Raw genomic sequence first — 24,627 nt, forward strand, 5'->3', positions numbered from 1 at the left:
CGAATCATTCTCCGATGCTTCGGAACCCCAGAATCACGCAACTGCGGCGCGAACAAGAAACTTTTGGGTCAGGTTCTGAGCCGTGCCAGCCGATGCGCTCATAGAGCAATCCGATGACGCCGGCGCCGGCAAGGCCGCCGCAGTAATAGGCCGAGAGATAGAGACCGCTCGCCGTTGCGCGTTCGACCGCGGCCGCGCGTCCGACGAAGCTCGTCACGATCGCCTGAGCGAAGAAGGCGCCAGCCGCGAACACGGCCAAGCCGACGCCGATCACGACAATGTCGCCGACGAGAGTGGCCAGCGCCCCCGCGAGAGCGAGAAGCAGCGACCCGACCGTGCTCGTCGTCGATCCGAAGCGTGTCGCGAAGCGGCCAGCCATCGGCGTCGTCATCAGCGAGGGAAGGAAGCAGAGAAACACGAAGCCGGCCTCGCGCATCGAAAGGCCGATCCGCGGCGAGACGAGCGCGAAGCCGACATAGCTGAACAGGCCGACGAAAGTGAAGAGGATGAGGAATCCGAGCGCGTAGGCGCGCTGCAGCGCCGGATTTGCGAGATGCAATGTAAAGCTGCGAAGGAGGTCGCCGCGATGCGAATCCGAAGCGCTCGGCGCGATAGGCGTGAGCGCGCCGAAGGCGAGGAGAGCGCCGCCCGCATTGAGCGCGGAGAAGGTGAGGAATGCGCTCGTCGCGCCGAAGGAATCGGCGACGGCGGAAGCGATGAGCCGGCCGAGCAGATTGGCCATGACGCTGCCCGTCACATAGGCCGCCAGCGCGCGTGGCGCGTCGGCTTTGACGCATCGCTCTCCCAAATGGGCGAGAGTCAGCGTGAAGGCGCTGGCCATGAAGACGCCTTGCAGTATGCGCAAGGAGGCGAAGGCGGCGAGCGATGGCGCGAAGGCGAGGAGCGCCGTCGGAATCGCGAGCGAGGCGAGGCTCGTCCAGACGGCGGTGCGTCGCGCGATTCCGCGAAGCGTCGCCGCGGCGAGCGGGCCGGCCAACGCCATTCCGAGCGCGGCGCCATTGACGGCGAGCCCCATCTTGGCAGGGCTTATCCGATAGCGCTCGGCGAGCTGCGGCAAGATCGCCTGAACGGCGAAGAGATCGACGAGGGTCAGAAAGCCGATCGATCCGATGAGGATGGATCGCACGCGCGGGCTCGTCTTCTCGCGTCTGTCATATGATGATAGCGCTCCTTCATTTTCGTCTCCATGGGCGCGAAAAAAGCCACGCGCGCCGGGGCGATGCGCGCGTGGCCGAAAAAGCATGGCGCGTTCGGCGGGGTCAGTCGCGAGCTTTCACATCGGCGGAGAGAAGCTCGACGACGGCCTTGCTGCGATTGATCCAATAATGCGACACCTTTGACGTCTCGCGCACCGTCTCGCCAGCGCGATGCAGGATCGGAGTGCTGCAGTTGGTCGCAAATTCCAATATTTGCCCGCGCAGAGTGATGATGATGGCGGGACGTCCGTCATGGCTGTGGAAGGGGACGATTCCGCCGGGCTGGACGACCAGGCGCCGCAAGCGCAGATCGCGGCCGTCGACACCCAATTCGTGACCGAGATCGATCGAGCCGATCACCGTGTCGGTGACGCCTCTCGGCTGCGTCGGATGATTTGTGAGCTCATTGACGCCGGCGTGTCCCGATGGGCATTCGCCCGCGAAAGCGAAGTCGGTCGAACAGCCGAAGGCAATGGCGAGCGCAACTGCAGCGCTCGTTGTCGTGGCGAGCAAATTCATGTCGTCCTCCTCCTTATCGGATGCGCCGTGCAAGGCGCGTCGCATGTCGATATTTCGATGCGAGGCGGAGATTAGCCGTGCGAACATCGCGCCTCCATTCGAATGAGGGAATGAACTCGATGCACAAAGCGCATGGCGCACGGGCCACATAACCGTCGGCTATGGAGATGAGAGCGAGAGAGTATTTTTCTTTTCGCGCCGCGGGCCTCACCGTTTTCGTCGTCGCCCGTTTCTTGCGGCGCCGACGCGACGAGGGAGGAGAAAAGTGGAAACGAAAGCGCTCGAATCGAAAAGAGAAGGACGACCACTGCGTGGCCGTGTGGCGGTCGTCACCGGGTCGACCTCCGGAATCGGCCTCGGAATTGCGCGCGCGCTGGCCGCGGCCGGCGCCGACATCGTCGTCAATGGATTGGGGGGCCGGGCAGAGATCGACAGGCTCTGTGAGCGGCTCGCCGACGAAAATGGCGTGAAGGCGGTCTATGACGACGCCGATCTGATGGACAAGGTCGAAGCGCGCAAGCTGATCGTCCGATCCACTTGGAGCTTCGGCAAGGTCGACATTCTCGTCAACAACGCCGGCGTTCAACATGTGAGCCAGATCGAGAGTTTTCCGGAGGAGAAATGGGACTCGATTCTGGCGCTCAATCTCTCGGCCGCCTTCCATACGACGAAGGCTTGTTTCGCGGCGATGAAGGCGGCGGGCTTCGGGCGCGTGATCAACATCGCGTCCGCGCATGGGCTCGTCGCTTCGCCATTCAAGAGCGCCTATGTCGCAGCGAAACACGGCTTGGTCGGGCTGACCAAGGCGGCGGCACTGGAAGGCGCTGAATTCGGCGTGACCTGCAACGCCATCTGTCCCGGCTATGTCTGGACGCCGCTCGTCGAGCGTCAGATCGACGACACGGCCGCCGCACGCGGGCTGACTCGCGAAGGGGTCATTCGCGACGTTCTGCTCGCAGCGCAGCCGACGAAGCGCTTTGCCGAAGTCGAGGAAAACGGCGCGCTCGCGGCATTTTTGGCGAGCGACGCCGGGGCGTCGATCACCGGCGCGGCGCTGCCGATCGATGGCGGCTGGACCGCGCATTGAGACGAGGACATCGGGGGATTCAATGGAACATCTCGCTGCGGAGCTCGCCGAGCTCGGACAGATCGTGTTGGTACTGCAAGGCGGCGGGGCGCTCGGCGCCTATCAGGCCGGCGTCTATCAGGCGTTTCACGAGGCCGGCATTGAGCCTGATTGGGTCATCGGCACATCGATCGGCGCCATCAACGCCTCGCTCATCGTCGGCAATGCGGCGGAAGATCGCATGACGAAGCTGCGTGAATTCTGGAAGCGCGTCGAGCACGCCAATTATGTTTCCGCCTCGCTTGCTCCCTGGCTCGACATGGCTTTGCGCAACGGGCTGGCGATCGGCTCCGGCGTTCCCAATTTCTTTCGGCCCAATCTCGCGGCCTTCGTCAGTCCGCACACGCCGCTCGGCGCGGAGCAGGCCGGCTACTATTCCGTCGCGCCGCTGGCCGACAGCCTCCGCGACCTCGTCGATTTCGATCGCATCAACGCCGGATCGGGACGGTTGACGGTCGGCGCCTGCGATGTCGCGACCAGCGAAATGCGCTATTTCGACAGTCGTGACGAGAGGCTGAGGCTCGAGCACGTGCTCGCCTCGGGCGCGCTGCCGCCCGCCTTCCCAGCGGTCAGGATCGACGGCAGGCTCTATTGGGATGGAGGCGTCGTGTCCAACACGCCGGTCGAGGCGGTTTTCGACGACAGACGCCGGCGAAGCGGGGTCGTGTTCGTCGTGCATCTGTGGAATCCGCACGGCTCGGAGCCCAAAACGATTTGGGAGGTCATGAACAGACAGAAGGATCTGCAATACTCGAGCCGCGCGGCGACCCATGTCGCCCGGCAGCGCCAGCTTCACCAGCTTCGCTACGTCATCGCCGAGCTGTCGCGACGTCTTCCCGACATGACTCGTCTCGACCCGCGCGTGGCGGAGCTGACGCGGCACGGCTGCATGACGCGCATGCATGTGGTGCGACTGCTCGCGCCCGCTCTGGACAATGAGGATCACACTAAGGACATCGACTTCAGCGCGCGCGGCATCGCCAGCCGCTGGGAAGCGGGCTATCGCCATATGAGGGAAACTCTGGAGCGTGCGCCGTGGCGGGCCGAGGTGGATCCGATCGAGGGCTTCGTGCTGCACGAGGCGGACGGAGCGCGCCCGTCGTCGCGCGTCGAATGACGCGATCTTTGCATCGGCGGGAGTTTTGACGCAGAATCTCGGCTCCCGCCTCTACGAAAATGCTGCGGCTCTGCGAAGGAGAACGGCCGATGGACGCGTCACAGCTCGTCGCCTCGCTGGAAGACGCTTTTCACCGCGTGCGTGGGGAGAATGCGCCGCTCTCCGATAAGCTCAAATATATCGCCGACGAAGTGCGACGGCTCAGTCCCGTCTTCGCGGATGCGGTCGAGGCTTTCGTTGGTCGACTCGAGGAGGTGGCGGCGGGAAGCCTCGCGCCCGCGGTGGGGGACGCCATGCCGCCGTTCCTGCTTCCGGACGAAGAAGGGCGTCTGACGGATCTCGCAAGGCTGCTGCGCGTCGGTCCCGTGGCGATCGCCTTTATTCGGGGACATTGGTGTCCCTATTGCCGTCTCAACGCCGCCGGACTCGCCGAGGCGGAGGAGGCGTTGCGGCCTTTGCAGCTCGTCGCCATCTCCGCGGAGACGCAAAAATACACCCGCGAGATCAAGCGCGAGGCCAAGGCAGCGTTTCCCTTTCTCAGCGACGTCGACAATGGCTATGCGCTCGCGCTCAATCTCGCGATTTGGGTGCCGGACGACATGTCGGCGCTCATCGCTGCGGCGGGGTGGGACGTGCCGAGCTATCAGGGCGGCGAGGCGTGGATCTTGCCCGTACCTTCGGTGTTCGTCGTGGATCAGGAGGGGATCGTGCGCTTTCGTCACGTCGATCCGGATTATCGGCGCCGGCTCGAGCCTTCGGTGCTGATCGAGGCCGCGGAGGCGTTTCGCGCGCTTCGCTAGAGTCTTTCCGGTTCAGATTGAACCGGAAAGACTCTAGATTCCCTTGTTTTGTCGTGTTTTCTTCACGCGAACCGGTTCCCACTTCGCTCGAAAACACTCTAGCTCGAGGGTGCCGCGTCAGGCGGTGGCGTGCGACCAGTCCGAGCCTCGGAGCAGATTGAGAAGCGTTGTCGCCTCGCGCGAACGCGGACGGCCGGACATCATGGCGACGGCGATGGGACGTTGAAGATCGAGAGTCTCGATTCGCAAGTGGCGCAGACCGTCCACGCGCAGCGCGCTGGAAAGGGTGAGGCCGATGCCGAAGCCGGCGCGCAGCAATGGCTCGAGATCGGCGAGCGAATCGACCTCGTGGACATTGACGAGCGTCACACCGGCGGATGTGAGACGCTCGATGTCCGCCTCGCTTGCTTCTATGCCCTTGTGCAAAAGGATGCGGCGCGCGCGCAATTGGGCGGGTTCGAGGGCCGCTCCATTGCCCTGCGCCAGCTCGTGCTCCTCGCCGACGACGATATCGAACGAATCGTCGAACATGCGCCAGCAATCGAGCCGCTCGGAACCCTCGGAAGCATTCGCTCCGATCGCCAAATCCACGTCTCCTCGCTCGAGCATGGCGCGGACGGAAGCGGAATCGCCGCGCTTCAACTTGAGGAGCAGTTCGGGAAAGGCGGAATACATCTCGCTCAACGCCGGCATGAACAAAGCGATATCGAGCCCATGCGCGACAGCGACGTTGAGGGTCGCGATGTCCCTATTCTTCAGCGACGTCGCCAGCGCCTTGGCCGTCAGCGCGCTGTCGTGGCACTGTTTGAGCAGTGGCAGCATGCGCTTGCCGAGATCGGTCAGGTGAGACAGGCGGCCTTCCCGACGGATCAAATCGCCGCCGAACTCATCCTTGAGCAGCTTGATCGCGCGCGTGAGGGCGGGCTGCGAGACATTGCACTGCTCGGCGGCCCGCGTGAAATTCAGCGTTTGAGCGACCGCCAGGAAATAGCGGACCTGCTGCATTTCCATCGAATGAGCTTCCACGTCGCCGCAAGGCGGCTGACTGAACTTCTGTTCAGAGAGCGAGACTAGGAAATCCGGCACGGTCTTGCACCAGAAAATTGCGACGCTGTCGCGCGACGAGAATGGCCGGGTTCGCTCCACGTCGTAAATCGCGCGGGAAGCCGTGTCGGGGTCCCCTAACAATGTCGCGCTGTTTTGGGGTTCGAATTGCGAGTTTCACCGCCTGCGGCGATTTGGTTAGTGGCATTTTTCCAAAGCTCCCCATTTTCCTCGGCTTACTGGACACTTTGAATTCGAGGAGGATCATGCGGGTTTGGCGGATTGCCGATACGCGCGTTGCCTTCTACGACTATGCGTGCTACACGCACATATTGTGAAGGCCCGACGCTCTCGCTCGAGCGAACGGGCTTGGCCGGTTTTGCCGGAGCGAAATATGTGCAAGCCGGACGCAACGACCACTTTCGAAATTCGTCCGGCGCAGCCGGAAGACACGCCGTTCCTGCAAGCAATCGAGAACGACGCTGCGGAACGATTTCGTGCAATCGCAGAGGTCCATTTTTGCGTCGCGCTCCCTGCGCGCGACTTCGATGAGCATCGCTGCGCTCGCGATGAGGGCGTCGCCCTCGTCCAGAGTAGGCAGATCGGCTTTCTCCTCCTGATTCCCCTGGACGGGAGAGTTCATATCCTCGAAATCGCGGTCGCGTTTGAACATCAAGGCCGAGGCTACGGCCGTGCGCTGATTGCGGCCGCGGAGAATTGGGCGGTCCGAAAAGGATATGAGGAAATGACTCTGACCACGTTTCGAGACGTCCCGTGGAATGCGCCTTTCTATGCGAGGCTCGGCTTTGAAGCGTTCGAAGTGGAGCAGGACCGACCGAAATTCCGCGCGCTCATAGCAGAAGAAGTCGCGGCGGGCGTCCACGGCGCGCCGCGGGTCGCTATGCGCAAGACTTTGCCCCTCCAAATCGAATCGGGATTGCCCTTCGTCATTCGGCCGGAGCGTGCGAGCGAGTTCCTCACGATTCACGAATTCATCCGCAAGGCTTTCGAGACCGCGCATTACGCCGAAGGCGACGAGCAGGATTTCGTGGACGAGCGGCGGCGCACGGACACCTATGTGCCGGAACTTGCCTTGCTCTTGGAAGCCGGCGATCGAATCGTCGCGCATCTGATGCTCACGCGCATTTCCATTTCCACCGCATCCGGGCCGCTTCCGATCCTGCTGCTCGCCTGCGTCGCCGTTGACGCCGAGCACCGCAATAGAGGCGTGGGCTCCGTCTTCATCGAACGCGCGCTCCGGCGCGCAGCCACGCTCGGCCATGCGGCGGTCATCCTGTTGGGAGACCCCGCTTACTACCGGCGCATCGGCTTCGTGTCTTCGGAATTGTTCGGCGTCAGCAGTGAGAACGGCGTCGAAGCGCGATATGTGCAGATGCGCGAATTGACGCCAGGCGCGCGGGCAGGCGTGTCGGGCAGCATCAAATTGCCGAGTTGAGGCATATGATGAAAATCGCCCCTTTCGTTCTGCTCGGCGCTCCGACGCAATGTGATGGGCGTCCGGGAGGCGTGGAGCGCGCTCCGAATGTGCTGCGCGATCTCGGCGTCGCCGGCGCCATCGGGGCGTCGGTCGATCTCGGCGATCTACCGGTCAGGATAGACGGTCCGGACCGCGACCCGGCTTCTGGGGTCATCGGCGCTGCGTCGGCGGCGCGATCGGTCGCACCCGTGACGCGGTGGACACTATTCTTGGCAATGGCGATCGGCCGTTCATGCTCGGCGGGTGCTGCACCTATGCGATAGGAGCGGTGGCCGCCGCCGCCCGCGTGTTCGGGCGCTGCGGGCTCGTCTATATCGACGGTCATCTCGATCTCTACGACGGACAAACATCGCCGACCGGGGAAGCCGCGGACATGCCTGCGGCGGCGATGCTCGGGAAGGCGGGAGATCTCTTCACACGCGCGATGGGCATGGCGCAGGCCGTCGTCCCCGAAGATGTGGCGTTGCTCGGCTGTCGCGATCATGCGATCGCCGAAGCCGAAGGATCGCTGCTGCCGCGTGATCTCGGCCCCGGACTCTTCTATCGCGACGTCGAGACGCTCCGCCGAGCCGGGCTGCAGGAGACAGCGGCGGACGTGCGTCGGCGCCAGGAAGCCGGCGCGGGGCGCTATTGGCTGCATATCGACTTCGATGTTCTCGACGGGGCCGTCTTCCCGGCGGTCGACTATTCGACGCCAGGAGGCCTTTCCTGGAACGAGCTCACGACGCTCGTTCACCCCTTCCTGGCATCCCGCTCACTGATCGGCGTCTCGACCGCTTGCTACAATCCGGATAAGGACGCCGACCTCACCGGGGGACGACAGATCGTCGAATTCCTCCATCGAGCGGTCGTATCGGGCGAATTTGAATGATCGAGGTTCGGTCTGGGACTCGCGCGTTTCGACGCGCGTCGGAGGTTCTGAGGTCATGCGCTTCATCTCGACGACCTATCTGGCGCTGACCCATTCGCCGTGCGTTGGCGCGCTCGCGGAGCCGAGCGACGCCGTTGACGTCACGACCGAGTGTCCTGCTCTCGAGGAATATATGCGCCTTTGGCACGCGATCGGCGGGCCGCTCGATTGGGACGGTCGGCTGCGCGCTTCCGCCGAAGAGCTTGCGACCATCTTGTCGAGCTCCGACACGGAGATTCATCTCGCGCGGATTCGAGGCGAGGCGATCGGCCTGTGCGAATTCAGCATGAGCGCGTCGCTCGGCAGCGAGATCGTCTATTTTGGTCTCATTCCGGCGTTCCAGGGCAGACGTTTGGAGCCTTACCTACTGGACATTGCCTTGCGCCGGCATTGGACGACCCATCATCCGCGCCATGTCTGGCTGCATACCGACAATGGGATGATCCCAGGGCGCTGCCGCTATACGAACGGTTCGGCTTCCAAGCCTTTGCGAAAGTCGATATGCCGGAAACGGCGACCGAGGCGGACTATCGCGAGGTCGCTCGCTCGCGATTGGCGGTCGTGACTTTGGATCGAGGTGAGAAACGTGAGTGACGTCGAACGCAAAGACAGTCTGCGCACCGCCAATTTGTTGGCGGCGCTCGCGTTGGAGCTGACCGGAAGACTCGAGCGTCTGACCAAGCGTCATCCCAATGAGACGACGTCGTCATTGGCGGCGCTCAACGTCATCGGCTTCTACGAGGGATGCTCCAATAATGCGCTGAGCCGAGCCCTCGGATTGTCACACACGGCGACTGTTCGCCTGGTCGACAAGCTGGAAGCATCCGGACTGGTGACGAGCGAAACCGGAGCCGATCGCCGCTTCGTCTCCTTGAGGCTCACCGAGAGCGGTCGCGAACGCGTACAGGAACTCCTATCGGAGCGATGCCGACGTCTTTGTGAAACGCTCGACATTCTTTCGACGAACGACCGTCGACATTTGTCGCGCATATCCGAAATCCTGCTCCGGTCGCTCGTCTCCGCCGCCGGAGACGCCGACCACATCTGCCGACTTTGTGACGAGACATCCTGTCCTGAAGATCGCTGTCCCGTCCACAATCGGGCGATCGCTCTCGAGTCGAACAGCGAAAGTTGAGGTCGACCACCTTCGAATGGTAAGCGGCTTCACGGGGTCAGGACGATCTTGCCCCGTGTCTGTCGCGACTCCAGCGCTCGATGCGCCGCCGCCGCCTGAGCGAGAGGGTAGACCCCTCCGATCGTCACCGCGATTTCGCCGCGTTCGGCCATGGCGAACAGCTTCGCCGAGCTTTGCTGCAGACCCGTCGGCGTGAGCAGAGGCGTGAGGGCGAAGCCGGTGATGGTCTGATTTTGGAAGATCAGACCGAGCAGATCGGGAACGCCGAGATCGAAGTCCAGAATATTGAGCGAGCCATAGATAACGAGCCGGCCCAGGGGCGCGAGGGCCTTCAGGCTCTCCTTCGTCACCGCCCCGCCGACCGATTCGAAGATGATGTCGACGCCTCGGCCATCGGTGAGATCGCGTGCGGCCTGCGACCAGTCGGCGACCGTATAATCGATGGTGGCGTCGGCGCCGAGCGAACGCGTGAATTCACGCTTATCTTCCATGCTCGCCGCCGCGATCACCTTTTTTGCTCCGGCGCGTTTGGCCAATTGCACGAGCAGGCTGCCGACCCCGCCCGCCGCCGCCGACACGATAATTTGCTTGTCGGCCGCCGGAGCCTGTTCGAGGAGATAAAGCGCCGTCAGGCCTTGAACCATGAGGGCGACGGCATGTTCGAAGGGGAAGCTTTTCGGAATCTGCGTGACGAATTCGGCAGGGCAGGAGACGAATTCGGCGTAGCCGCCGAAGAACCTGCCCGCTGCAAATAGCGCCCCCGCCACTCGGTCGCCCAATGCAAAGCCCGCCACGCCGGGACCGATCGCCTCGATGATCCCCGCTGCTTCGGCGCCCAATATGCTCGGGAGCGGCGGCGTCACGGCGTAGCGATTTTCTCGCATCGCCGTCTCGGCGAAGTTCACGCCCGAGGCCTTTACGCGGATCAATATCTCACCCGGACCGACGGTCGGAATAGGCGCGTCGACCAGCTCCAAAGCTTCCGGGCCGCCAAAGGCATTTAGTTGCACGGCTCTCATCGTCATTCTCCTATCCGTCGTCGAGAGCCTCGACGTGCTCTTCGACGCGCGTGCTTCTTCAGACGGCGGATTCGTGCCATTTACACGCTTTGACAGACTACAGAGAAATTCGTCTCATACTGACCTGGAGGTAAGCATGGCGTCGGTGATGAAGAATCTTCCGCCCTTGCCCGCGGAAAGAACGCTCCGCGTGATATCGGGCCGCTGGAAGCCGGTGATCCTCTACCATTTGCTGTCGGGGCCGCGACGACTCTCGGAATTGAGCCGGCTCATGCCCGCCGTCAGCCAAAAGGTGCTGATCCAGCAATTGCGCGAGATGGAGGCGCATCGAATTGTGAGCCGTACCATCTTTCCCCAGGTCCCACCGAGGGTCGACTATGAAGCGACCGCTTTGGGGCAGAGCCTGAAGCCCGTGCTCATGGCTCTTTGCGAATGGGGTAGACGACATGCCGCCGAGCTCGACGAGCCGGAGCATGTCGCCGATTGCGCCAGATTATCGCTTCCCGAGTGAGCTTTTTTCCCGAAGCTCGCGCGCGATGGAATCAGGCTTTGGATTTGATATAGGCGACCATGCCGATCACATCGTCGGCCACGAGTCTGCCGATTGGTCCGCTCGAATAGACCGCATTCAGAATCTTGCCGTCGGGGGCCAGCAGGAAGCCGGTAGTCTGCAGGTAACGAGGCGTATGATTGGCGTAGGCGCCGGTCGCAGCCACGACTTCGTCGAGATCGGCGGAATGCCCGACGGGAAAGCTCAGCGCGTGTTTTTCGATCACGCCCTTCGTCGTCGCTTCGTCGTCCACCGAGAAGGCGATGACTTTGATGCCCGCTTGCGCCAATTTTTCACCGGCGCGCTGAAATCCCGCGAGCTGAGCCTGACAATAAGGACACCAGGCTCCCCGATAGATCAAGACAACGCCGAAGGATCCGAGAAGCGACTCCGGGATTTGGATGACGCCGCCTCCGACCGCGGGAATCGTCAAAGCAGGGAAGGCCGCGCCATTTTGCAAATGTGACATTTGGATCTCCACGTAAATGGACCACATAGTCCACTCCGTCACATTGAAACTGGACTTACAAGTCCAAAACCGCCAAAATCCTCCGATGCCGAACAAGCCATCCGATCAACGACCCTTGACCCGCCGCGGGGCCGCTACGCGAATGCGCATCGTCGCCGCGGCCGCAGAGCTCATTCACGCGCATGGCGTGGACCGTACGACCCTCGACGATGTGATGGAGCGAGCCGAGGTGAGCAAATCGCAGCTCTATCACTACTTTACTGACAAGGAGGCGTTGGTGCTCGAAGTGATCGCTTTGCAGACGGAGCGCGTTCTGGAGGCGCAAGGACCGCATCTCGGGGCGCTCGATTCTCTCTCGGCCCTCCGGGCGTGGCGGGATGCTATCATTCGGCGCTACGAAGTCGGCGACGGAAAGGGATGTCCGCTCGGGACGCTGGCGAGCGAGCTGGCGAATGATTCCGAACCCGCTCGCAAGCGGCTGGTCGCGGGCTTTTCGATGTGGAGCGGTTCGATCGAGCTGGGCTTCGCGAAGATGCGCGAGCGTGGCGAACTCGCCGCTGCCGCCGACCCGCACGAATTGGCGACCGCCACGCTATGCGCGGTTCAAGGTGGACTGCTTCTGGCCAAGACGACGCGATCGAGCGGCCCCTTGAAAATCGCGATCGACATGGCGATCGACAATATCGCACGGCACATGAGGACGGGCTGAGCCACTGCGCGCCACTGAACCGAATAGACTCGGTCGAGTTGTCGCCTTGTTCTACCAAGGCATGGATGTCCTACCGACGCACGCAATCTACGGCGCTGCGCATATCGTGAGCGCCGAGCAGGTCCGATCCGTCGAGGCGGACTAGCGCGACCGCTTGGCCGGACTCTTCACCGAAGCCCCTAATCCCTTCCGCTCGCAAAACGGCGGTGACTTCCCCGATCGTCACACGATGGCCGATCACGTTGCGCTTGGAAAAACCGGCTTGGCCGCGCATCTCGCCGACGACACGACCATGTGACAGGCGGCGGAAATTTTTTCCCGGCCGTTGTAACGCCCTCTCGGCGGCGCCCGAATTGATCCGACGAGGCCCGAGCGCCTTCGATCTATCGTCATCAACGATACGCCACCGAGGTTCCAAAATGTTCGATCGACGTCATTTGCAATTGTTATCGTATGCTTCCATCTGCGCGTTGCTCCAATTTTTCGCGCCGACCCTGGCGCATTCGCGAGATCGAAACGGCGCCGCCGGCGCTGTCTACACGATGAGCAACGACACGAGCTCGAATGCTCTGTTGACGTTCGAGAGGAATGCGACTGGAGAGCTGACAGCAAAAAGCGCTATTCCCACGGGCGGACGCGGAACGGGCGCGGGACTTGGAAATCAAGGCGCTCTGGCGCTCAGCGACGATGGCCGCTGGCTCGTCGTCGTCAATCCCGGCAGCGACGACATCACCTTGTTCAATCTGAAAACAGGTCGTCCCGAACCGACTGCGCGAGCAGCGAGCGGCGGCACGAGGCCGATCAGCGTTTCGATCGAAGACGACCTCGTCTATGTTTTGAACGCCGGGAGCGACAGCATCGCGGGATTTCGATTGAATGATGACCACGGAAGACTCGAAGCGGTGGCCAATTCGGTGAGGCCATTGAGCGGAACGGGCGTCGGCGCCGCAGAAATCGGAATCAGCCGAGGCGGCAGGAGCGTCGTCGTCACGGAAAAGGCGACGAACAAACTTACTGTCTATGCGCTCGACGACGAAGGAAGACCGGCGCGCAGCCCCACATCGTGCCCTCTTCTGGACCGACTCCGTTCGGCTTCTCCTTTTCTGGACATGGGACGCTGTTGGTGGCCGAAGCGGCCGGAGGAGCTTCGGGTGCGAGCTCGGTTTCTTCCTATCGTGTTGGACCGCATGGAGCGCTGACTCTGCTCCAGGCGTCTGCTCCGACGCACCAGACTGCGGCTTGCTGGGTGATCGCCACGCCAGGAGGCCGCTACGCCTACACCGCAAATACGCCGAACGCGACGATCACTGGATTCGATATCGGACCGCGCGGGTCGCTCTCTCTCCTCGCCGATGACGGCGTCGCCGCTAGAACCGGAACTGGAAGCGGACCAACCGACATAGCGATCGCGGCCGAGGGACGGCTCCTCTACGTGCTCGATAGCGGCAGTCACGCGATCAGCGCATTTCATGTCGGCAACGATGGCGCGCTCACGCCCGGCCCGGTGACGTCAGGGCTTCCGCCGGCCGCCAATGGCATCGCCGCGCGTTGATTCCTGCACCTTCCATGTGAAGGAGCTGCCGGCCCTGTCGGCGGCTCTTCATCCTCGGCGCGCCTGCCTTCCGCAGCCAAAACACGTCCCGAAATTTTCGCGCGCAGAGCTCGAGAGCATGGAGCGGAGCTCTTTCATGACGTCCGACGGGTCGCCGACCATCGATGAACGCACACGCGATTTATTCGAACAATATCCGGTCTCGAAGCGCTTGATCGCGGACGGAGCGCCGCTGTCGACTTGCTTGCGCCATTTGGGATTGGCGCTCTGGCTCGACGGCCGCCTCGATGAAGCGGGCCTTGTTCTTTCAGATGCGGCGAGCCTTGCGCCCGATAATCCTCTGGCGCTCGCCGACCTCGGCTGCGTGCTCTCGGCGGCCGGACGATTGAATGAGGCTCGATCGGCGTTGACCGCTTCGCTCGCTCTGCGTCGAGATCATCTCCCCGCATGGCTCGCTCTCGCCAATGTCGAATCAGCGCTGAACGACAAGCTCGCGTCCGAGCGCGCATTGCTCGAAGCGCTGCGGATCGACTCACGCTCCAGAGAGGCTCTGACGGCTCTCGGGCTGCTGCGCATCGAGTCGAGACGTTACGCGAGCGCGGCGGAGCTCATTCGATCCGCGCTGGACCTCGGCGCCGACGCTCCCTATCTGCACGCCTGCCTCGGTCAAGCCCTGTTCCTCATCGGCGAATTTTCACAGGCGTTGGACGCCTTCGAAAAGGCCGTCGCTGCCTGTCCGAATGACATCGGCCTTATTCGAAAGCTGGCGCGAGCGCGCTTCCTTCAGTCGTCGCTCAACGAATAGCTGGACGTCGCGACAGACGAGTATTCGGCTGTCGCCGGGGCGGAGGCGGAGGATATTGATAGCGTCGGCCGCGCCACTTTCCAATTGCTCATTGGATTTGGTCATCACGACGCGGCGATCCGATTGGGAAACGCGTTGCTCGGTAAATTCCCGGATGACAGAGTCATCGCCTATCATCTCGATGCTGTCCGCGGACTGTCGCACGCAAAGGCTCCGGCCCGATATATCGTTGAATGCTTCGACGGATATGCCGATCGTTTCGACGAGCATCTGGTGAAGGCGCTCGAATATGACGTTCCCACTAAGTGCCATACGCTGCTCGCCGCGCTGAACGGGTCCTTTCGTTCGGCGCTCGATCTCGGCTGCGGCACCGGTCTGTTTGGACCGTTTCTCGAGACATTGAGCGATCGAAGGGCCGGCGTCGATCTTTCCCCACGAATGCTCGACAAGGCCAAGGCGCGCGGCTCCTATCACGAGCTGTTCGAATGTGAGGCGGTCGACTTCCTCGAGGCGAGCGACCGACAATTCGATTTGATCGTCGCCTTGGACGTGCTCGTCTATATCGGAGATCTGCAGCCGCTGACTTCCGTTGTATCGGCGCGTCTCGCGCCGAACGGCATATTCGCGATCAGCTTCGAGCGCGGAGACGGGGAAACATACAAGCTTCAGCCGACCGGCCGATTTGCTCATAGTTTCGCCTATATCGAGCGCCTCGCGGCCGGAGCCTTCGACGTGATCGCCAATCTGGAGACGTCTCAACGGCTAGAGGCGAATGCGCCGGTCCCAGGGCATATCGTCGTTCTGCGTCGTAAGCCGTAGACGAGCGACGCTCGTATCGGATGCGCGAGCGGAGTCTCGGATGGCTCCTCGAGCTGCGCGCATTTACGACGTCGCTCACGGCCGCGCAGCCAACTCGAGACGCTTCGATATGACGGACGGTAGAAATTTCCTCCTTATCGCGGCTTCTGCGTAACGCGGATCGCACGTGAAACGAATTGAGTTCAGCAAGCCATTTCCTGGTTTGTCGCGGTCCTCTACAGGGCTGGCTCTCATTTTCGGGAGATCGAGATGAAATTGACCATCGTTTCCGGCGGCTCGCTCGCCGCTGCGGCCGTCGCGCTCGTCCTCGCCGGCGCGGCGTCGCCGGCTTCGGCAAAAAAGGCGCACAGGACCGTGCAGTGTTTCGGCGTGAACTCCTGCCGCGGTCACTCGGAATGCAAGACGGCTGACAATAGCTGCAAGGGGCAGAATTCCTGCAAGGGTCATGGCTGGCTGCCGGCCAAGTCCAAAGCGGCTTGCGAAGCGCAGGGCGGCACGCTGGGCTGAATCGGCGCTCGGCAAAAGGATGGGCGAGATCTTCGCCCATCCGCTTCTCGATGCGCGGCGGTCTCTGACCGAGAAACGCCTATCCGCTTCAGAGGTGGTTGTGATGCGAATGTCGGGCTTCGGTCTCGGATTGAGGCCGGTCTATTATGGCGAAATCCTCGAAACCAGGCCGAAGATCGACTGGTTCGAAGTCATCACCGAAAATTTTATGATACCCGGCGGCCGGCCGCTCGCCACATTGGAGCGAATCCGGCGCGACTATCCGATCGCGATGCATGGCGTTTCGATGTCGATCGCCTCCACTGATCCGCTCGATCTCGACTATCTGCATGCGTTGAAGAGCCTCGCCGATCGATTCGAGCCATGGTCGATTTCGGACCATCTCTGCTGGACGGGCGTTCATGGAATCAATCTCCATGACCTTCTGCCCTTTCCCTTCACGCGAGAGGCGCTGACGCATGTGGTCGAGAGAATTGGGCGTGTGCAGGAGATTGTGAAGCGACGGCTCGTCATCGAGAACATATCGAGCTATGTGAGCTCGCCTTCGTCAGAAATGGAAGAATGGAGCTTTCTATCGGAACTGGCGCGGCGTAGCGGCTGCGGGCTACTTCTCGACGTGAATAATGTCTATGTGTCCGCTTGCAACCATGGATTCGAGGCGGATATCTATATCGATGCGCTGCCGATCGAGCCGATCGTTCAGCTGCACCTCGCGGGTCACAGCGATAAGGGCGTCATGAAGATCGATACGCATGACGCGCCGATCCGCGACGAGGTTTGGACACTCTATGCTCGCGCGAAGCGTCGCTTCATGGGCGCGGCGACCTTGATCGAGCGCGACGATAATTTTCCGGCGCTGTCCGAGCTCGTGAGCGAGCTCGATCGGGCGCGGAGGATCGAAAGTGAAATCCTGGTCCCGGAGCGTGCGTTATGACATTGGCCGATTTTCAGAGCGCGTTTCAGAACCGCATCCTTGCAGGAATGGACGGCGCGCGGTCACAGAAGGAATCGATGGGAATTGGCGTCTATGTGGACGCCTATCGTCTGCGGCTGGCGTCGGCTGTCGCCTCGGACTATCCGGCGCTGCGCAACTCGATGGAAGAGAGTGAATTCGAAGCGCTCGTCCTCGCTTATATCGAGTCGACGCGATCGACGACGCCAAATCTACGCTGGTATTCGCGAGGACTCCCCGAATTCATGATGGAAGACGCGCGTTGGCGCCATCTCACCGGTGAAACCTCGCTCGCCTGTCTCGAGCGTGCGCTCGACGATGCGTTCGACTCCGCCGACGCGGCAATCGGCTCGGCGAACGAGCTGTCCGCGCTCGGACCGCAAGACATGTTTCGTCTGCGCTTCGAGTTCCAACCGAGCCTTCGTCTGCTGACGCTCGAGAGCGGAACCTGCGGCCGCTATGAAGCTCTGTCGGGCGGCGAAGAGCTCGCCCGGTGCGAGGAGGGCCGTGAATCTGTCTTGATCTGGCGAAGGAGCGGAGACTGCTTCTATCGACTGCTCGAAGAGGACGAGAGCTTCGCGCTGACATTGGCGCGAGAGGGAAAGTCCTTTGGTGACCTTTGCGAATTGTTCGCCTTTCGTGAGAATGGAGAGGACGTCGACCGGCGGTCTGCAATTTTCTTGTCGCGATGGCTCGCGGATGAGCTGGTCTCGGCGATCACTCTCACGGATTGAAATGCTTCCCCTATCGGGACCCGGCTGCGGAAGCCGGGTCCCCGCCGTTTTAAAATTTTGCGACGACCGGCGTCTGCGCGAACAGGTCGAAATGATAGTTGAGGCCGGCGCGCACCGTATGGAACCGATTTCGCCGAGCGTCCGCCCACCAGCCGCCTGCTTCACCCGAAAGGTCGGTGTAGAGATATTCGATTTTCGCCGAGAGATCGGGACGGAACGCCCATTCGACTCCGCCGCCGGCGGTCCATCCGGTTCGCACCCCATCGCCTCCGAAGCTCGGTTGCGCGCGGCCATAGGCGAATCCGCCCGTTCCATAGAAGAGCGCGGGAACGGCGAAAGGCGTGACGCCGATCCGGCCGCGAGCCGTGCCGAACCATTCGATGCGCCGACGCCTCGAGAATGGACTGCCGCTCCGCTCCGAAATGTCGGTTCCCTGGAAGTCGGTCTCCAATCCGAGCACGAACAAGGGCGTCACTTGCACATTATAGCCGAGCTGTCCGCCGCCGAGCACGCCGTCGAAGCCGGAGCGGTCAGCGGTTCCATATCCGACGTTCACGCCGGCATAGGGTCCGGTCCAAAGAAAAGCCAAAGCGGGGGCCGCAAAGTCCGGCGAGGCCTTTCGGGAAGGCAGATCGGCTGCATTTGCAATGGTCGACGACAGCAGCAGGCCGATGCTGACCGTAAATTTGTGCTTCATTCGGTGACTCCACGATAAGTTGGCGCAGATGCTGGCGCTCAGCGTCCCGATGATTGTTCGTCGAATGCGCGGCAATCGTTACACGAGCTTGACGCCGCACGGTCATCGTACTGTGAGTTCGAAAAAAGCTCTTCGAGCGGGAATAAATGGGCGGCGGAATGAGTCTTTCCGATATCCGGTGGTTCGGCCGGATACGTGGGAGATAGAGATGATCAATGATCTTCATTCACCAGATCGCCGTCGTGCGCTGAAATGCATGGCCTGGGGAGGCTCGGGCGTGTTGTGGACTCTCGTCGGCGGCGTGCCGGCGTCGAAGCTCGTCGGCGCGGCGCATGGAGGGACGACGAAGGGCTTTTCCTTCGTTCAGATTTCCGACACGCATATCGGCTTCGACAAGGCGGCCAACAACGACGTCGCCGGGACATTGAGCGAGACGCTCGCAAAAATTGGCGGCCTGTCCGAGCGCCCGGCTTTTTTGCTTCATACCGGCGACATTACGCATCTTTCGAAGCCGAAGGAGTTCGACGATGCGGATCAGCTGATCGGCGCGTCGCGCCTCGCCGTGCATCGCGTTCCCGGAGAACATGACGTCCTCGATGAGAGAACGGGCGAAGCCTATCTCGCGCGCTACGGGAAAGGGACACGAGGGGACGGCTGGTATTCCTTCGACGCCGGCGGCGCGCATTTCATCGGCCTCGTGAATGTCCTGCGTCTCGAAGGCACGGGGCTCGGCCGTCTCGGAGCGGAACAGCTCGCTTGGCTCGCGGCGGATCTCGCTGCGAGAAGCGCGTCGACGCCGATCGTCATATTCGCTCACATGCCGCTCTGGACGATCGCAGGCGAATGGGGTTGGGGCACGCAGGACAGCGCGCAAGCGCTTCAATTGCTGACGCGCTTCGGCTCGGTGACGATACTCAACGGCCACATCCATCAGATCGCTCAGAAGGTCGAAGGCAATCTTGTCTTCCACACGGCGCGTTCCACGGCCTTTCCGCAACCTGAGCCAAGAACGGCCAAGGCGCCGGGTCCAAAGGTCGTGCCCGCGGAACAGCTGCGCTCCTTTTTGGGCTTGACCAGCGTGACCATTCGCGGCGGCGCACATAGGCTGGCCATCGCCGACACGACGCTGGCTCGATGAGGAGGACAACATGTCGAAACCTGCTTTTGCGATAGCCTCTGCTCTCGCATTCGTCGGCGTTCTCGTCGCCTCGATCTCTCATGCCGGGAACGAGCGGACGATCGATATCGGCGACTTCGTCTTTGCGCCTTCGGAAATTCGCGTGGAGACCGGTGCGCGAATCGTCTTCGTCAATCACGACGATACGCCGCATAATGTCGTCGACAGGAATGGCGCCTTCCGTTCGAAGGCGCTCGACACCGGCGAGAGCTTCTCGATCGTCTTCGACAAGCCAGGTGAAATCACCTATTTTTGTGGCCTTCATCCGCAGATGACGGGCAAGGTCATCGTGACTCCTCGAAGTGATCGACAAGGATAGCTCGTGACGAGCGACGACGCGCGACATCGCTTCACGCGAGCGATCATGCCTCATCTCGACGACGCCTATTCGCTGGCGCGCTGGTTGACCGGCAATGCGACGGACGCCGAGGATGTCGTGCAGGACGCCTGCCTGCGCGCGCTCGCCGCGCTGGAGAGCGCCGAGGTGGCGCATCCTCGCGCCTGGCTGCTGGCGATCACGCGCAATGTCGCCTTCACCTGGCTCGCCAAGAATCGGCCCCGCGACCTCGTGCTGGCCGGCGGGGCCGAAGACGCCGAGACACATGATGGCGCCTCTCCCCACTGCGATGAGCCGTCTCCAGAGGCTGCGCTGATCGAGGCCGCGGATCGGCGTAGCGTCGAGGCGGCGATCGCCGCCTTGCCGATCCCGTTTCGTGAGGCTCTCGTTATGCGCGAAGTCAATGGTTTGTCCTACCGTGAGATTGCCGACGCCACGGGAGCGCCGATCGGCACCGTGATGTCGCGGCTCGCGCGGGCGCGCGCACTGCTGATCGATGGACTGGGGAGAGTGTCGCTATGAGCGAAAACGAGAAGCAGAATCGGGCGCTTTTATTACAAGCCGACTTCGACCAGGAGTTGGATGCGGCGGGCGCGGTGAAGGCCGAGCGCCTTCTCGCGGGCGACGCACGCGCGCGTGAGGATCGCGAGCGGCTCGACGCGTTGAGGCGGACCCTGCGCCGCCATGCCGCGCGCGAGGCGGCGCCCGAGACGCTGAGGACGCGCCTGCTCGTGCAGTTGGAGTCTTCGAACGGGCAAGGACGAATTGCTGCGGGCTATTGTCGCTTTGCTCGGCCGTCTTGGCGCGTCTATGCGGGCTCGATCGTCGCGACGATCGTCGTGACGCTCGGACTTCAGCATCTCGTCGAGGAGCTCGCCGCGCCGGATCGTTTCATGCCCTATGTCGTCACGGGTCACATGCGTAGCCAGATATCGGGGCAGCCGGTGGATGTCGCATCGAGCGATCAGCATACGGTGAAGCCGTGGCTCGCCAGCAAACTGCCGCTCGCCGTCACGGTGGTCGATCTCGCCGCCGAGGGATTTCCTCTCGTCGGAGCGAGGATCGATATCGTCGGCGCCACGCCGGTTCCGACGCTCGTCTACAAGCGTCGCGAGCATCTCGTTTCGGTGGCGGAGCTGCAGCCACGATCGGTAAATTATCCGGAAGTCCCTGCGCTGCGAATGATGGAGGGCTATCCGGTCGTCGTTTGGAAGGAGAAACATCGCACTTATGCGGCGATATCAGATCTTCCGCCGGCGGAGCTCGAGGCGTTCGTCGCGGCCTTTCGGCGAGCCGCGTCGAAAATAGAGAGCGTGCCTGCTCGCAATTGAGCGTCGCTCAAAAATCGACGAAGCTCCAATCGCACTCCCGTCCGGCGAGATCGATCAGCGCTCTGACTTTCGCGGACAGCAATCGCGCGCTCGGATAAACGAATTGGATCGGCAGAGGCTCGGGCTCATAGTCCGCCAGCGCCACTTGCAGCCGGCCTGCGCGCACGAGATCGGCCACCTGATATCCGACCGCGATTGTCAGGCCTCCGTCTCTTTCCGCATGGCAGATCGCCGCTTCGGCGCTGTTGGTCACATAGGCCGGGCGTGTCTCGACATCGAACGCCTGCGACCCCGACCAGAAGCGCCAGCGCGCCACCGGCGTCAGCGCCGTGCAGGAGATGAGGCGATAGCGGTCGAGATCGGCCGGAGTGATGGGCGCGCCGCCGCCCGCCTCGAGATAGGCCGGCGAGCCGACGACGACCCGCCGGGCCGCGCCGAGCTTGCGCGCGACCAGCGCAGAATCGGACAAATGCCCGATGCGCAGAGCGAGATCGACCCCTTCCTCGACGAGATCGACGAAGCGATCGGAGAGCGAGAGCTCGACGCTGAGCTGCGGGTGCTCGGTCATGTAGCGCGAGATCAGCGGCCCGACATGCATGCGTCCGAACATCAGCGGCGCGGAGACGCTCAATCGCCCCCTCGGCTCGCTCCGCTCGTTCTCGGCGAGACGTTCGGCTTCCTCGAGATCGGCGACGATGCGGCGGGCGCGCTCGAGGAAACGCGCTCCCGCATCGGTCAGACCGACAGAGCGGGTCGTGCGTTGCAGAAGCCGCACGCCGAGCCGCTCCTCGAGCGCCGCGACGAGCCGCGTCGCCATGGGCGCCGAAATGCCGAGCGCCCGCGCCGCTGGCGCGAAGCCCTTATGATCGACGACCGCGATGAAAGCGGAAATCGTGTCGAAACGGTCCATGGGATTGCTACGCCGGCTGCAACGATGTCGTGTCGAAAACGGGAATTATCGTTTCAGTGGTTATCTATCATCTTCCTCTGGTCAGGCGAAAGACCTGCGATCATCCTTAAATGAGGAGCGCATCATGTCCCGTATCTCGACTCCCGCCGCTATCGAATCCGCCCCCGCCGCCGCCCGCCCATTGCTCGAGGCGGTGAAGGCGAAGCTCGGCGTCGCTCCGAATTTCTATCGTCTCGTCGCCAATAGCCCGGCAAGTCTCGAAGGCCTCATTGGATTGAACGGCGCGCTGGCCAAGGGCGCGCTCGACGCCCGCACGCGCGAGCGCCTCGCGGTGGCCATCGCCGAGTTCAATGGCTGCGGCTATTGCCTTTCAGCACACGCCTATATCGGCAAGACGCTCGTCAAGCTCGACGATACGGAAATCGGCGCCAATCGCGACGGCCGCTCCGCCGATCCCAAGGCGGAGGCCGCGCTACGCTTCGCGCTCGAGGTCGCCCGCAAGCGCGGCCACGCTTCCGACGCCGATCTCGCGGCTGTTCGCGCGGCCGGATTCGGGGAGGGCGAGATCATCGAAATCATCTTCCATGTCGGGCTCAACACGCTGACGAATTACATCAACGAAGTCGCCGATACGCTCGTTGATTTCCCCGTGCTCGAGACGCGCCGCGTGGCGTAAATGGGCTGCGCGCCCGGAGCCGATCCGGGCGCGGCTTTCATCCGAGGACCGAGCCATGTCGAGACCGCCGCTTCCCCCCTTCACGCTCGAAACCGCGACGCAAAAGGTGCGCCTCGCCGAGGACGGCTGGAACAGCCGTGATCCGCAAAAGGTCGCGTTGGCCTATACGCCGGAGAGCCGCTGGCGCAATCGCGCCGAGTTCGTCGTCGGCCGCGACCAGATCGAAGCCTTTCTAAAGCGCAAATGGTCACGCGAGCTGGATTATCGCCTCATCAAGGAGCTGTGGGCGTTCCGCGAGAACCGCATCGCCGTGCGTTTCGCCTATGAATGGCGCGACGACAGCGGCGCTTGGTTCCGTTCCTATGGCAGTGAGAATTGGGAGTTCGACGAGCATGGCCTCATGCGCTTGCGCATCGCCTCCATCAACGATCTTCCGATCGCCGAGGCCGATCGCAAGTTCCATTGGCCGCTCGGCCGGCGCCCGGACGAGCATCCGGGTCTGACCGACCTCGGCCTTTGATCGGCGCCACGTGAGCGCGCTCATTGCGCTCGCGTGGCGATGATCCTTTTCTCGCGCCTCGGGAGGAAATCGACATGACCTATTCCAGCGACATCGCTTTCACGCCCACCATCAAGTCTATCCAGACGCGTGAGGGCTCGCGCCGCGCGTATGCGCGCATGGAGAAGGAACATTCGTGGCGAACGAGCCTGACGCCGGATATAGTGGCGTTCATCGCGCAGCAGACGAGCGTCTTTCTCGCGACGGCGAATAGGGAGATGCAGCCCTATATCCAGCACCGCGGCGGCCCGGCCGGCTTTCTGAAGATGCTCGACGAGACGACCATCGGCTTCGCTGATTTCTCGGGAAATCGTCAATATGTGACGATCGGTAATCTCGCCGACAATCCGAAAGCCTATCTCTTTCTGATCGACTATTCGCGCCGTCGTCGCGTGAAGATCTGGGGAACGGCGCGTGTCGTGGAGGACGACGCCGAGCTGATCGCGCGGCTCACGCCGGCAGATTATGCGGCGCGTGTCGAACGTGCGATCCTTTTTTCCGTCCTCGCCTTGGACGTGAACTGCCCCAGCCATATTCCGCAACGCTTCGAGGCGTCCGATGTCGCCGCTGCGCTCGCGGAGCGAGACGCGCGCATCGCCGCGCTCGAGGCGCAAGTGCAGGAGCTGCGCGCGAGCGCAGGGCACGGCGGCGTCACAGCGATTTGATCTCGCCGCCATCCATCCGCAGCGTCACGCCCGTCATCCAACGCGCAACCGGCGACACGGCGAAGGCGATCAGCTCGGCGATGTCTTCCGGCGTTCCGTAGCGCGCGATCCTGGTCTCCGCAGCGAAGGCGTCGATCGCGGCGTCGAGCGATAGGCCTTTTGCCTCGCCGTAGCGCGCGAGCATGGCGCGGCGGCGATCCGTCATCACCGGACCGGGCAGCACGGCGTTCACCTGCACGCCATCCCCGACGCCGCGCTCGGCGAAGGCTTTCGCGAGCGCCGAAATGGCGGCGTTGATCGTTCCGACTGCGGCGAGCGACGCCTTCGGCGTCAACGCCGAGGTCCCGGACATGAAAATCGCCGAGCCGCTGGTTCGCGCGAGCGTCTCCCATGCGGCGAGCGTCAGACGACGCGCGGCGTGGAACTTCAGCGAGAGGCCGTCGGCCCATTCCTCATCGCTCATGGCGAACAAATCTGTTTGCGGAACTGCGCCTCCGATATTGATGAGCGCGTCTATTCGCCCGAAGCGATCACGCGTCGCCTCGATCACCTGCTGCGCTGTATCTGCGTTGCGCAGATCACGCGCGAGCGTGAGGCTGCTGGCGCCGGCTGCGTTCACCGCGTCGGCCGCGCTCGCGAGGGAGACAGAGTCGCGTGCGACGAGAGCGACAGCGGCGAAATCTCTGGCGAGGCGGATGGCGGTTGCGCGGCCGATCCCGCGGCTCGCTCCTGTCACAATCGCGATACGTTCCTTGTTCGGCATGGCCAATTCCTTCGAATGAAAAAGAGAGTC

The 24,627-nt window shown here is 62.6% G+C and carries 32 protein-coding genes; 24 read left to right on the forward strand and 8 right to left on the reverse strand.

Annotated features, from left to right (window positions below; translation table 11 throughout):
- Positions 1-4: 4 nt before the first annotated feature.
- The gene (locus Mspo_RS16075) at positions 5-1,147 is read right to left on the reverse strand and encodes an MFS transporter (RefSeq protein WP_159731494.1); all 1,143 of its coding nucleotides are present in this window, start codon (positions 1,145-1,147) and stop codon (positions 5-7) included.
- 133 nt (positions 1,148-1,280) lie between these two features.
- Positions 1,281-1,736, reverse strand: a complete 456-nt coding sequence (locus Mspo_RS16080) for a cupin domain-containing protein (protein WP_159731495.1) — start codon at positions 1,734-1,736, stop codon at positions 1,281-1,283.
- A gap of 265 nt (positions 1,737-2,001) precedes the next feature.
- Here Mspo_RS16080 and Mspo_RS16085 point away from each other — a divergent pair, with 265 nt between their 5' ends.
- The 3 genes from Mspo_RS16085 (at position 2,002) to Mspo_RS16095 (ending at position 4,779) form a co-directional block, all read left to right on the forward strand.
- The gene (locus tag Mspo_RS16085) at positions 2,002-2,823 is read left to right on the forward strand and encodes a 3-hydroxybutyrate dehydrogenase (protein WP_159731497.1); all 822 of its coding nucleotides are present in this window, start codon (positions 2,002-2,004) and stop codon (positions 2,821-2,823) included.
- A 22-nt stretch (positions 2,824-2,845) separates the two neighbouring features.
- Positions 2,846-3,979 (forward strand): patatin-like phospholipase family protein, encoded by a 1,134-nt coding sequence (locus Mspo_RS16090; RefSeq protein ID WP_159731499.1) that lies wholly within the window; start codon positions 2,846-2,848, stop codon positions 3,977-3,979.
- Positions 3,980-4,068: 89 nt separating this feature from the next.
- On the forward strand, positions 4,069-4,779 hold the full coding sequence (locus Mspo_RS16095; RefSeq protein ID WP_244613494.1) for a peroxiredoxin-like family protein: 711 nt from the start codon (positions 4,069-4,071) through the stop codon (positions 4,777-4,779).
- Positions 4,780-4,896: 117 nt separating this feature from the next.
- Here the strand turns inward: Mspo_RS16095 and Mspo_RS16100 are convergent, their stop codons facing one another.
- Entirely contained in the window at positions 4,897-5,790 is an 894-nt protein-coding gene (locus tag Mspo_RS16100) for a LysR family transcriptional regulator (RefSeq protein ID WP_159731503.1), read from the reverse strand.
- Positions 5,791-6,217: 427 nt separating this feature from the next.
- On the opposite strand from Mspo_RS16100, the gene Mspo_RS20320 reads away from it, so the two are divergent.
- From Mspo_RS20320 to Mspo_RS16120, 4 genes are all read left to right on the forward strand, one after another.
- Positions 6,218-7,279, forward strand: a complete 1,062-nt coding sequence (locus Mspo_RS20320) for a GNAT family N-acetyltransferase (RefSeq protein WP_159731505.1) — start codon at positions 6,218-6,220, stop codon at positions 7,277-7,279.
- A gap of 217 nt (positions 7,280-7,496) precedes the next feature.
- Positions 7,497-8,192, forward strand: coding sequence for an arginase family protein (locus Mspo_RS16110; protein ID WP_256366365.1), 696 nt, complete (start codon positions 7,497-7,499; stop codon positions 8,190-8,192).
- 55 nt (positions 8,193-8,247) lie between these two features.
- A complete protein-coding gene (locus Mspo_RS16115) occupies positions 8,248-8,796 on the forward strand; it encodes an N-acetyltransferase (RefSeq protein ID WP_244613495.1) in 549 nt (182 codons plus the stop codon).
- A gap of 21 nt (positions 8,797-8,817) precedes the next feature.
- Positions 8,818-9,366, forward strand: a complete 549-nt coding sequence (locus Mspo_RS16120; RefSeq protein WP_244613496.1) for a MarR family winged helix-turn-helix transcriptional regulator — start codon at positions 8,818-8,820, stop codon at positions 9,364-9,366.
- Positions 9,367-9,395: 29 nt separating this feature from the next.
- On the opposite strand, the gene Mspo_RS16125 is transcribed toward Mspo_RS16120, so the two are convergent.
- Positions 9,396-10,385: a zinc-binding dehydrogenase gene (locus Mspo_RS16125; RefSeq protein WP_159731569.1), complete on the reverse strand. Its 990-nt coding sequence runs from the start codon at positions 10,383-10,385 to the stop codon at positions 9,396-9,398.
- Between the two features lie 148 nt (positions 10,386-10,533).
- On the opposite strand from Mspo_RS16125, the gene Mspo_RS16130 reads away from it, so the two are divergent.
- On the forward strand, positions 10,534-10,896 hold the full coding sequence (locus tag Mspo_RS16130; protein WP_244613497.1) for a helix-turn-helix domain-containing protein: 363 nt from the start codon (positions 10,534-10,536) through the stop codon (positions 10,894-10,896).
- A 31-nt stretch (positions 10,897-10,927) separates the two neighbouring features.
- Here the strand turns inward: Mspo_RS16130 and Mspo_RS16135 are convergent, their stop codons facing one another.
- On the reverse strand, positions 10,928-11,431 hold the full coding sequence (locus Mspo_RS16135) for a peroxiredoxin (protein WP_244613498.1): 504 nt from the start codon (positions 11,429-11,431) through the stop codon (positions 10,928-10,930).
- Positions 11,432-11,546: 115 nt separating this feature from the next.
- On the opposite strand from Mspo_RS16135, the gene Mspo_RS16140 reads away from it, so the two are divergent.
- The 9 genes from Mspo_RS16140 to Mspo_RS16180 all read left to right on the forward strand — a co-directional run bounded on the left by Mspo_RS16140 (position 11,547) and on the right by Mspo_RS16180 (position 17,482).
- Positions 11,547-12,113, forward strand: a complete 567-nt coding sequence (locus tag Mspo_RS16140; RefSeq protein WP_244613499.1) for a TetR/AcrR family transcriptional regulator — start codon at positions 11,547-11,549, stop codon at positions 12,111-12,113.
- Between the two features lie 154 nt (positions 12,114-12,267).
- A complete protein-coding gene (locus tag Mspo_RS20005) occupies positions 12,268-12,411 on the forward strand; it encodes a hypothetical protein (protein ID WP_244613500.1) in 144 nt (47 codons plus the stop codon).
- Between the two features lie 121 nt (positions 12,412-12,532).
- Complete coding sequence (locus Mspo_RS16150; protein ID WP_159731513.1) at positions 12,533-13,312, forward strand: beta-propeller fold lactonase family protein; 780 nt, start codon at positions 12,533-12,535, stop codon at positions 13,310-13,312.
- A gap of 47 nt (positions 13,313-13,359) precedes the next feature.
- Positions 13,360-13,665, forward strand: a complete 306-nt coding sequence (locus tag Mspo_RS16155) for a beta-propeller fold lactonase family protein (protein ID WP_159731515.1) — start codon at positions 13,360-13,362, stop codon at positions 13,663-13,665.
- A gap of 136 nt (positions 13,666-13,801) precedes the next feature.
- Positions 13,802-14,470, forward strand: a complete 669-nt coding sequence (locus Mspo_RS16160) for a tetratricopeptide repeat protein (protein ID WP_159731517.1) — start codon at positions 13,802-13,804, stop codon at positions 14,468-14,470.
- Positions 14,471-14,605: 135 nt separating this feature from the next.
- A complete protein-coding gene (locus Mspo_RS16165) occupies positions 14,606-15,289 on the forward strand; it encodes a class I SAM-dependent methyltransferase (protein WP_159731519.1) in 684 nt (227 codons plus the stop codon).
- A 249-nt stretch (positions 15,290-15,538) separates the two neighbouring features.
- Entirely contained in the window at positions 15,539-15,796 is a 258-nt protein-coding gene (locus Mspo_RS16170) for a hypothetical protein (RefSeq protein WP_018268548.1), read from the forward strand.
- 19 nt (positions 15,797-15,815) lie between these two features.
- The gene (locus Mspo_RS16175; RefSeq protein WP_244613501.1) at positions 15,816-16,730 is read left to right on the forward strand and encodes a DUF692 domain-containing protein; all 915 of its coding nucleotides are present in this window, start codon (positions 15,816-15,818) and stop codon (positions 16,728-16,730) included.
- The gene (locus tag Mspo_RS16180; RefSeq protein ID WP_159731521.1) at positions 16,727-17,482 is read left to right on the forward strand and encodes a DNA-binding domain-containing protein; all 756 of its coding nucleotides are present in this window, start codon (positions 16,727-16,729) and stop codon (positions 17,480-17,482) included. Before Mspo_RS16175 ends, Mspo_RS16180 begins: the two co-directional genes overlap by 4 nt.
- Positions 17,483-17,531: 49 nt before the next feature.
- On the opposite strand, the gene Mspo_RS16185 is transcribed toward Mspo_RS16180, so the two are convergent.
- Complete coding sequence (locus Mspo_RS16185) at positions 17,532-18,179, reverse strand: outer membrane protein (protein ID WP_159731523.1); 648 nt, start codon at positions 18,177-18,179, stop codon at positions 17,532-17,534.
- Positions 18,180-18,387: 208 nt separating this feature from the next.
- On the opposite strand from Mspo_RS16185, the gene Mspo_RS16190 reads away from it, so the two are divergent.
- Genes Mspo_RS16190 through Mspo_RS16205 form a run of 4 tightly spaced genes read left to right on the forward strand, consistent with a single transcriptional unit; the run spans position 18,388 to position 21,024 of the window.
- Positions 18,388-19,317, forward strand: coding sequence for a metallophosphoesterase (locus Mspo_RS16190; protein ID WP_159731525.1), 930 nt, complete (start codon positions 18,388-18,390; stop codon positions 19,315-19,317).
- Between the two features lie 10 nt (positions 19,318-19,327).
- Positions 19,328-19,675, forward strand: a complete 348-nt coding sequence (locus Mspo_RS16195) for a cupredoxin family copper-binding protein (RefSeq protein WP_159731527.1) — start codon at positions 19,328-19,330, stop codon at positions 19,673-19,675.
- A gap of 3 nt (positions 19,676-19,678) precedes the next feature.
- Positions 19,679-20,215 (forward strand): sigma-70 family RNA polymerase sigma factor, encoded by a 537-nt coding sequence (locus Mspo_RS16200; RefSeq protein ID WP_159731529.1) that lies wholly within the window; start codon positions 19,679-19,681, stop codon positions 20,213-20,215.
- Positions 20,212-21,024 (forward strand): anti-sigma factor, encoded by an 813-nt coding sequence (locus tag Mspo_RS16205; RefSeq protein ID WP_159731530.1) that lies wholly within the window; start codon positions 20,212-20,214, stop codon positions 21,022-21,024. Before Mspo_RS16200 ends, Mspo_RS16205 begins: the two co-directional genes overlap by 4 nt.
- Positions 21,025-21,031: 7 nt before the next feature.
- Here Mspo_RS16205 and Mspo_RS16210 read toward each other — a convergent pair whose 3' ends face one another.
- Entirely contained in the window at positions 21,032-21,934 is a 903-nt protein-coding gene (locus Mspo_RS16210; protein WP_159731531.1) for a LysR family transcriptional regulator, read from the reverse strand.
- Between the two features lie 124 nt (positions 21,935-22,058).
- Between Mspo_RS16210 and Mspo_RS16215 the strand changes: the two genes are divergently transcribed.
- The 3 genes from Mspo_RS16215 to Mspo_RS16225 all read left to right on the forward strand — a co-directional run bounded on the left by Mspo_RS16215 (position 22,059) and on the right by Mspo_RS16225 (position 23,834).
- Positions 22,059-22,610, forward strand: coding sequence for a carboxymuconolactone decarboxylase family protein (locus Mspo_RS16215; protein WP_159731533.1), 552 nt, complete (start codon positions 22,059-22,061; stop codon positions 22,608-22,610).
- A 55-nt stretch (positions 22,611-22,665) separates the two neighbouring features.
- On the forward strand, positions 22,666-23,130 hold the full coding sequence (locus Mspo_RS16220; protein WP_159731535.1) for a nuclear transport factor 2 family protein: 465 nt from the start codon (positions 22,666-22,668) through the stop codon (positions 23,128-23,130).
- 74 nt (positions 23,131-23,204) lie between these two features.
- Positions 23,205-23,834 carry a pyridoxamine 5'-phosphate oxidase family protein gene (locus Mspo_RS16225; protein ID WP_159731537.1) on the forward strand — a complete coding sequence of 210 codons (630 nt, stop codon included), beginning with the start codon at positions 23,205-23,207 and terminating at the stop codon, positions 23,832-23,834.
- Here Mspo_RS16225 and Mspo_RS16230 read toward each other — a convergent pair.
- A complete protein-coding gene (locus Mspo_RS16230; RefSeq protein WP_159731539.1) occupies positions 23,821-24,597 on the reverse strand; it encodes an SDR family oxidoreductase in 777 nt (258 codons plus the stop codon). The genes Mspo_RS16225 and Mspo_RS16230 overlap by 14 nt on opposite strands.
- Between the last annotated feature and the right edge of the window lie 30 nt (positions 24,598-24,627).

This window comes from Methylosinus sp. Ce-a6, assembly GCF_009811655.1.
GTDB lineage: Bacteria > Pseudomonadota > Alphaproteobacteria > Rhizobiales > Beijerinckiaceae > Methylosinus.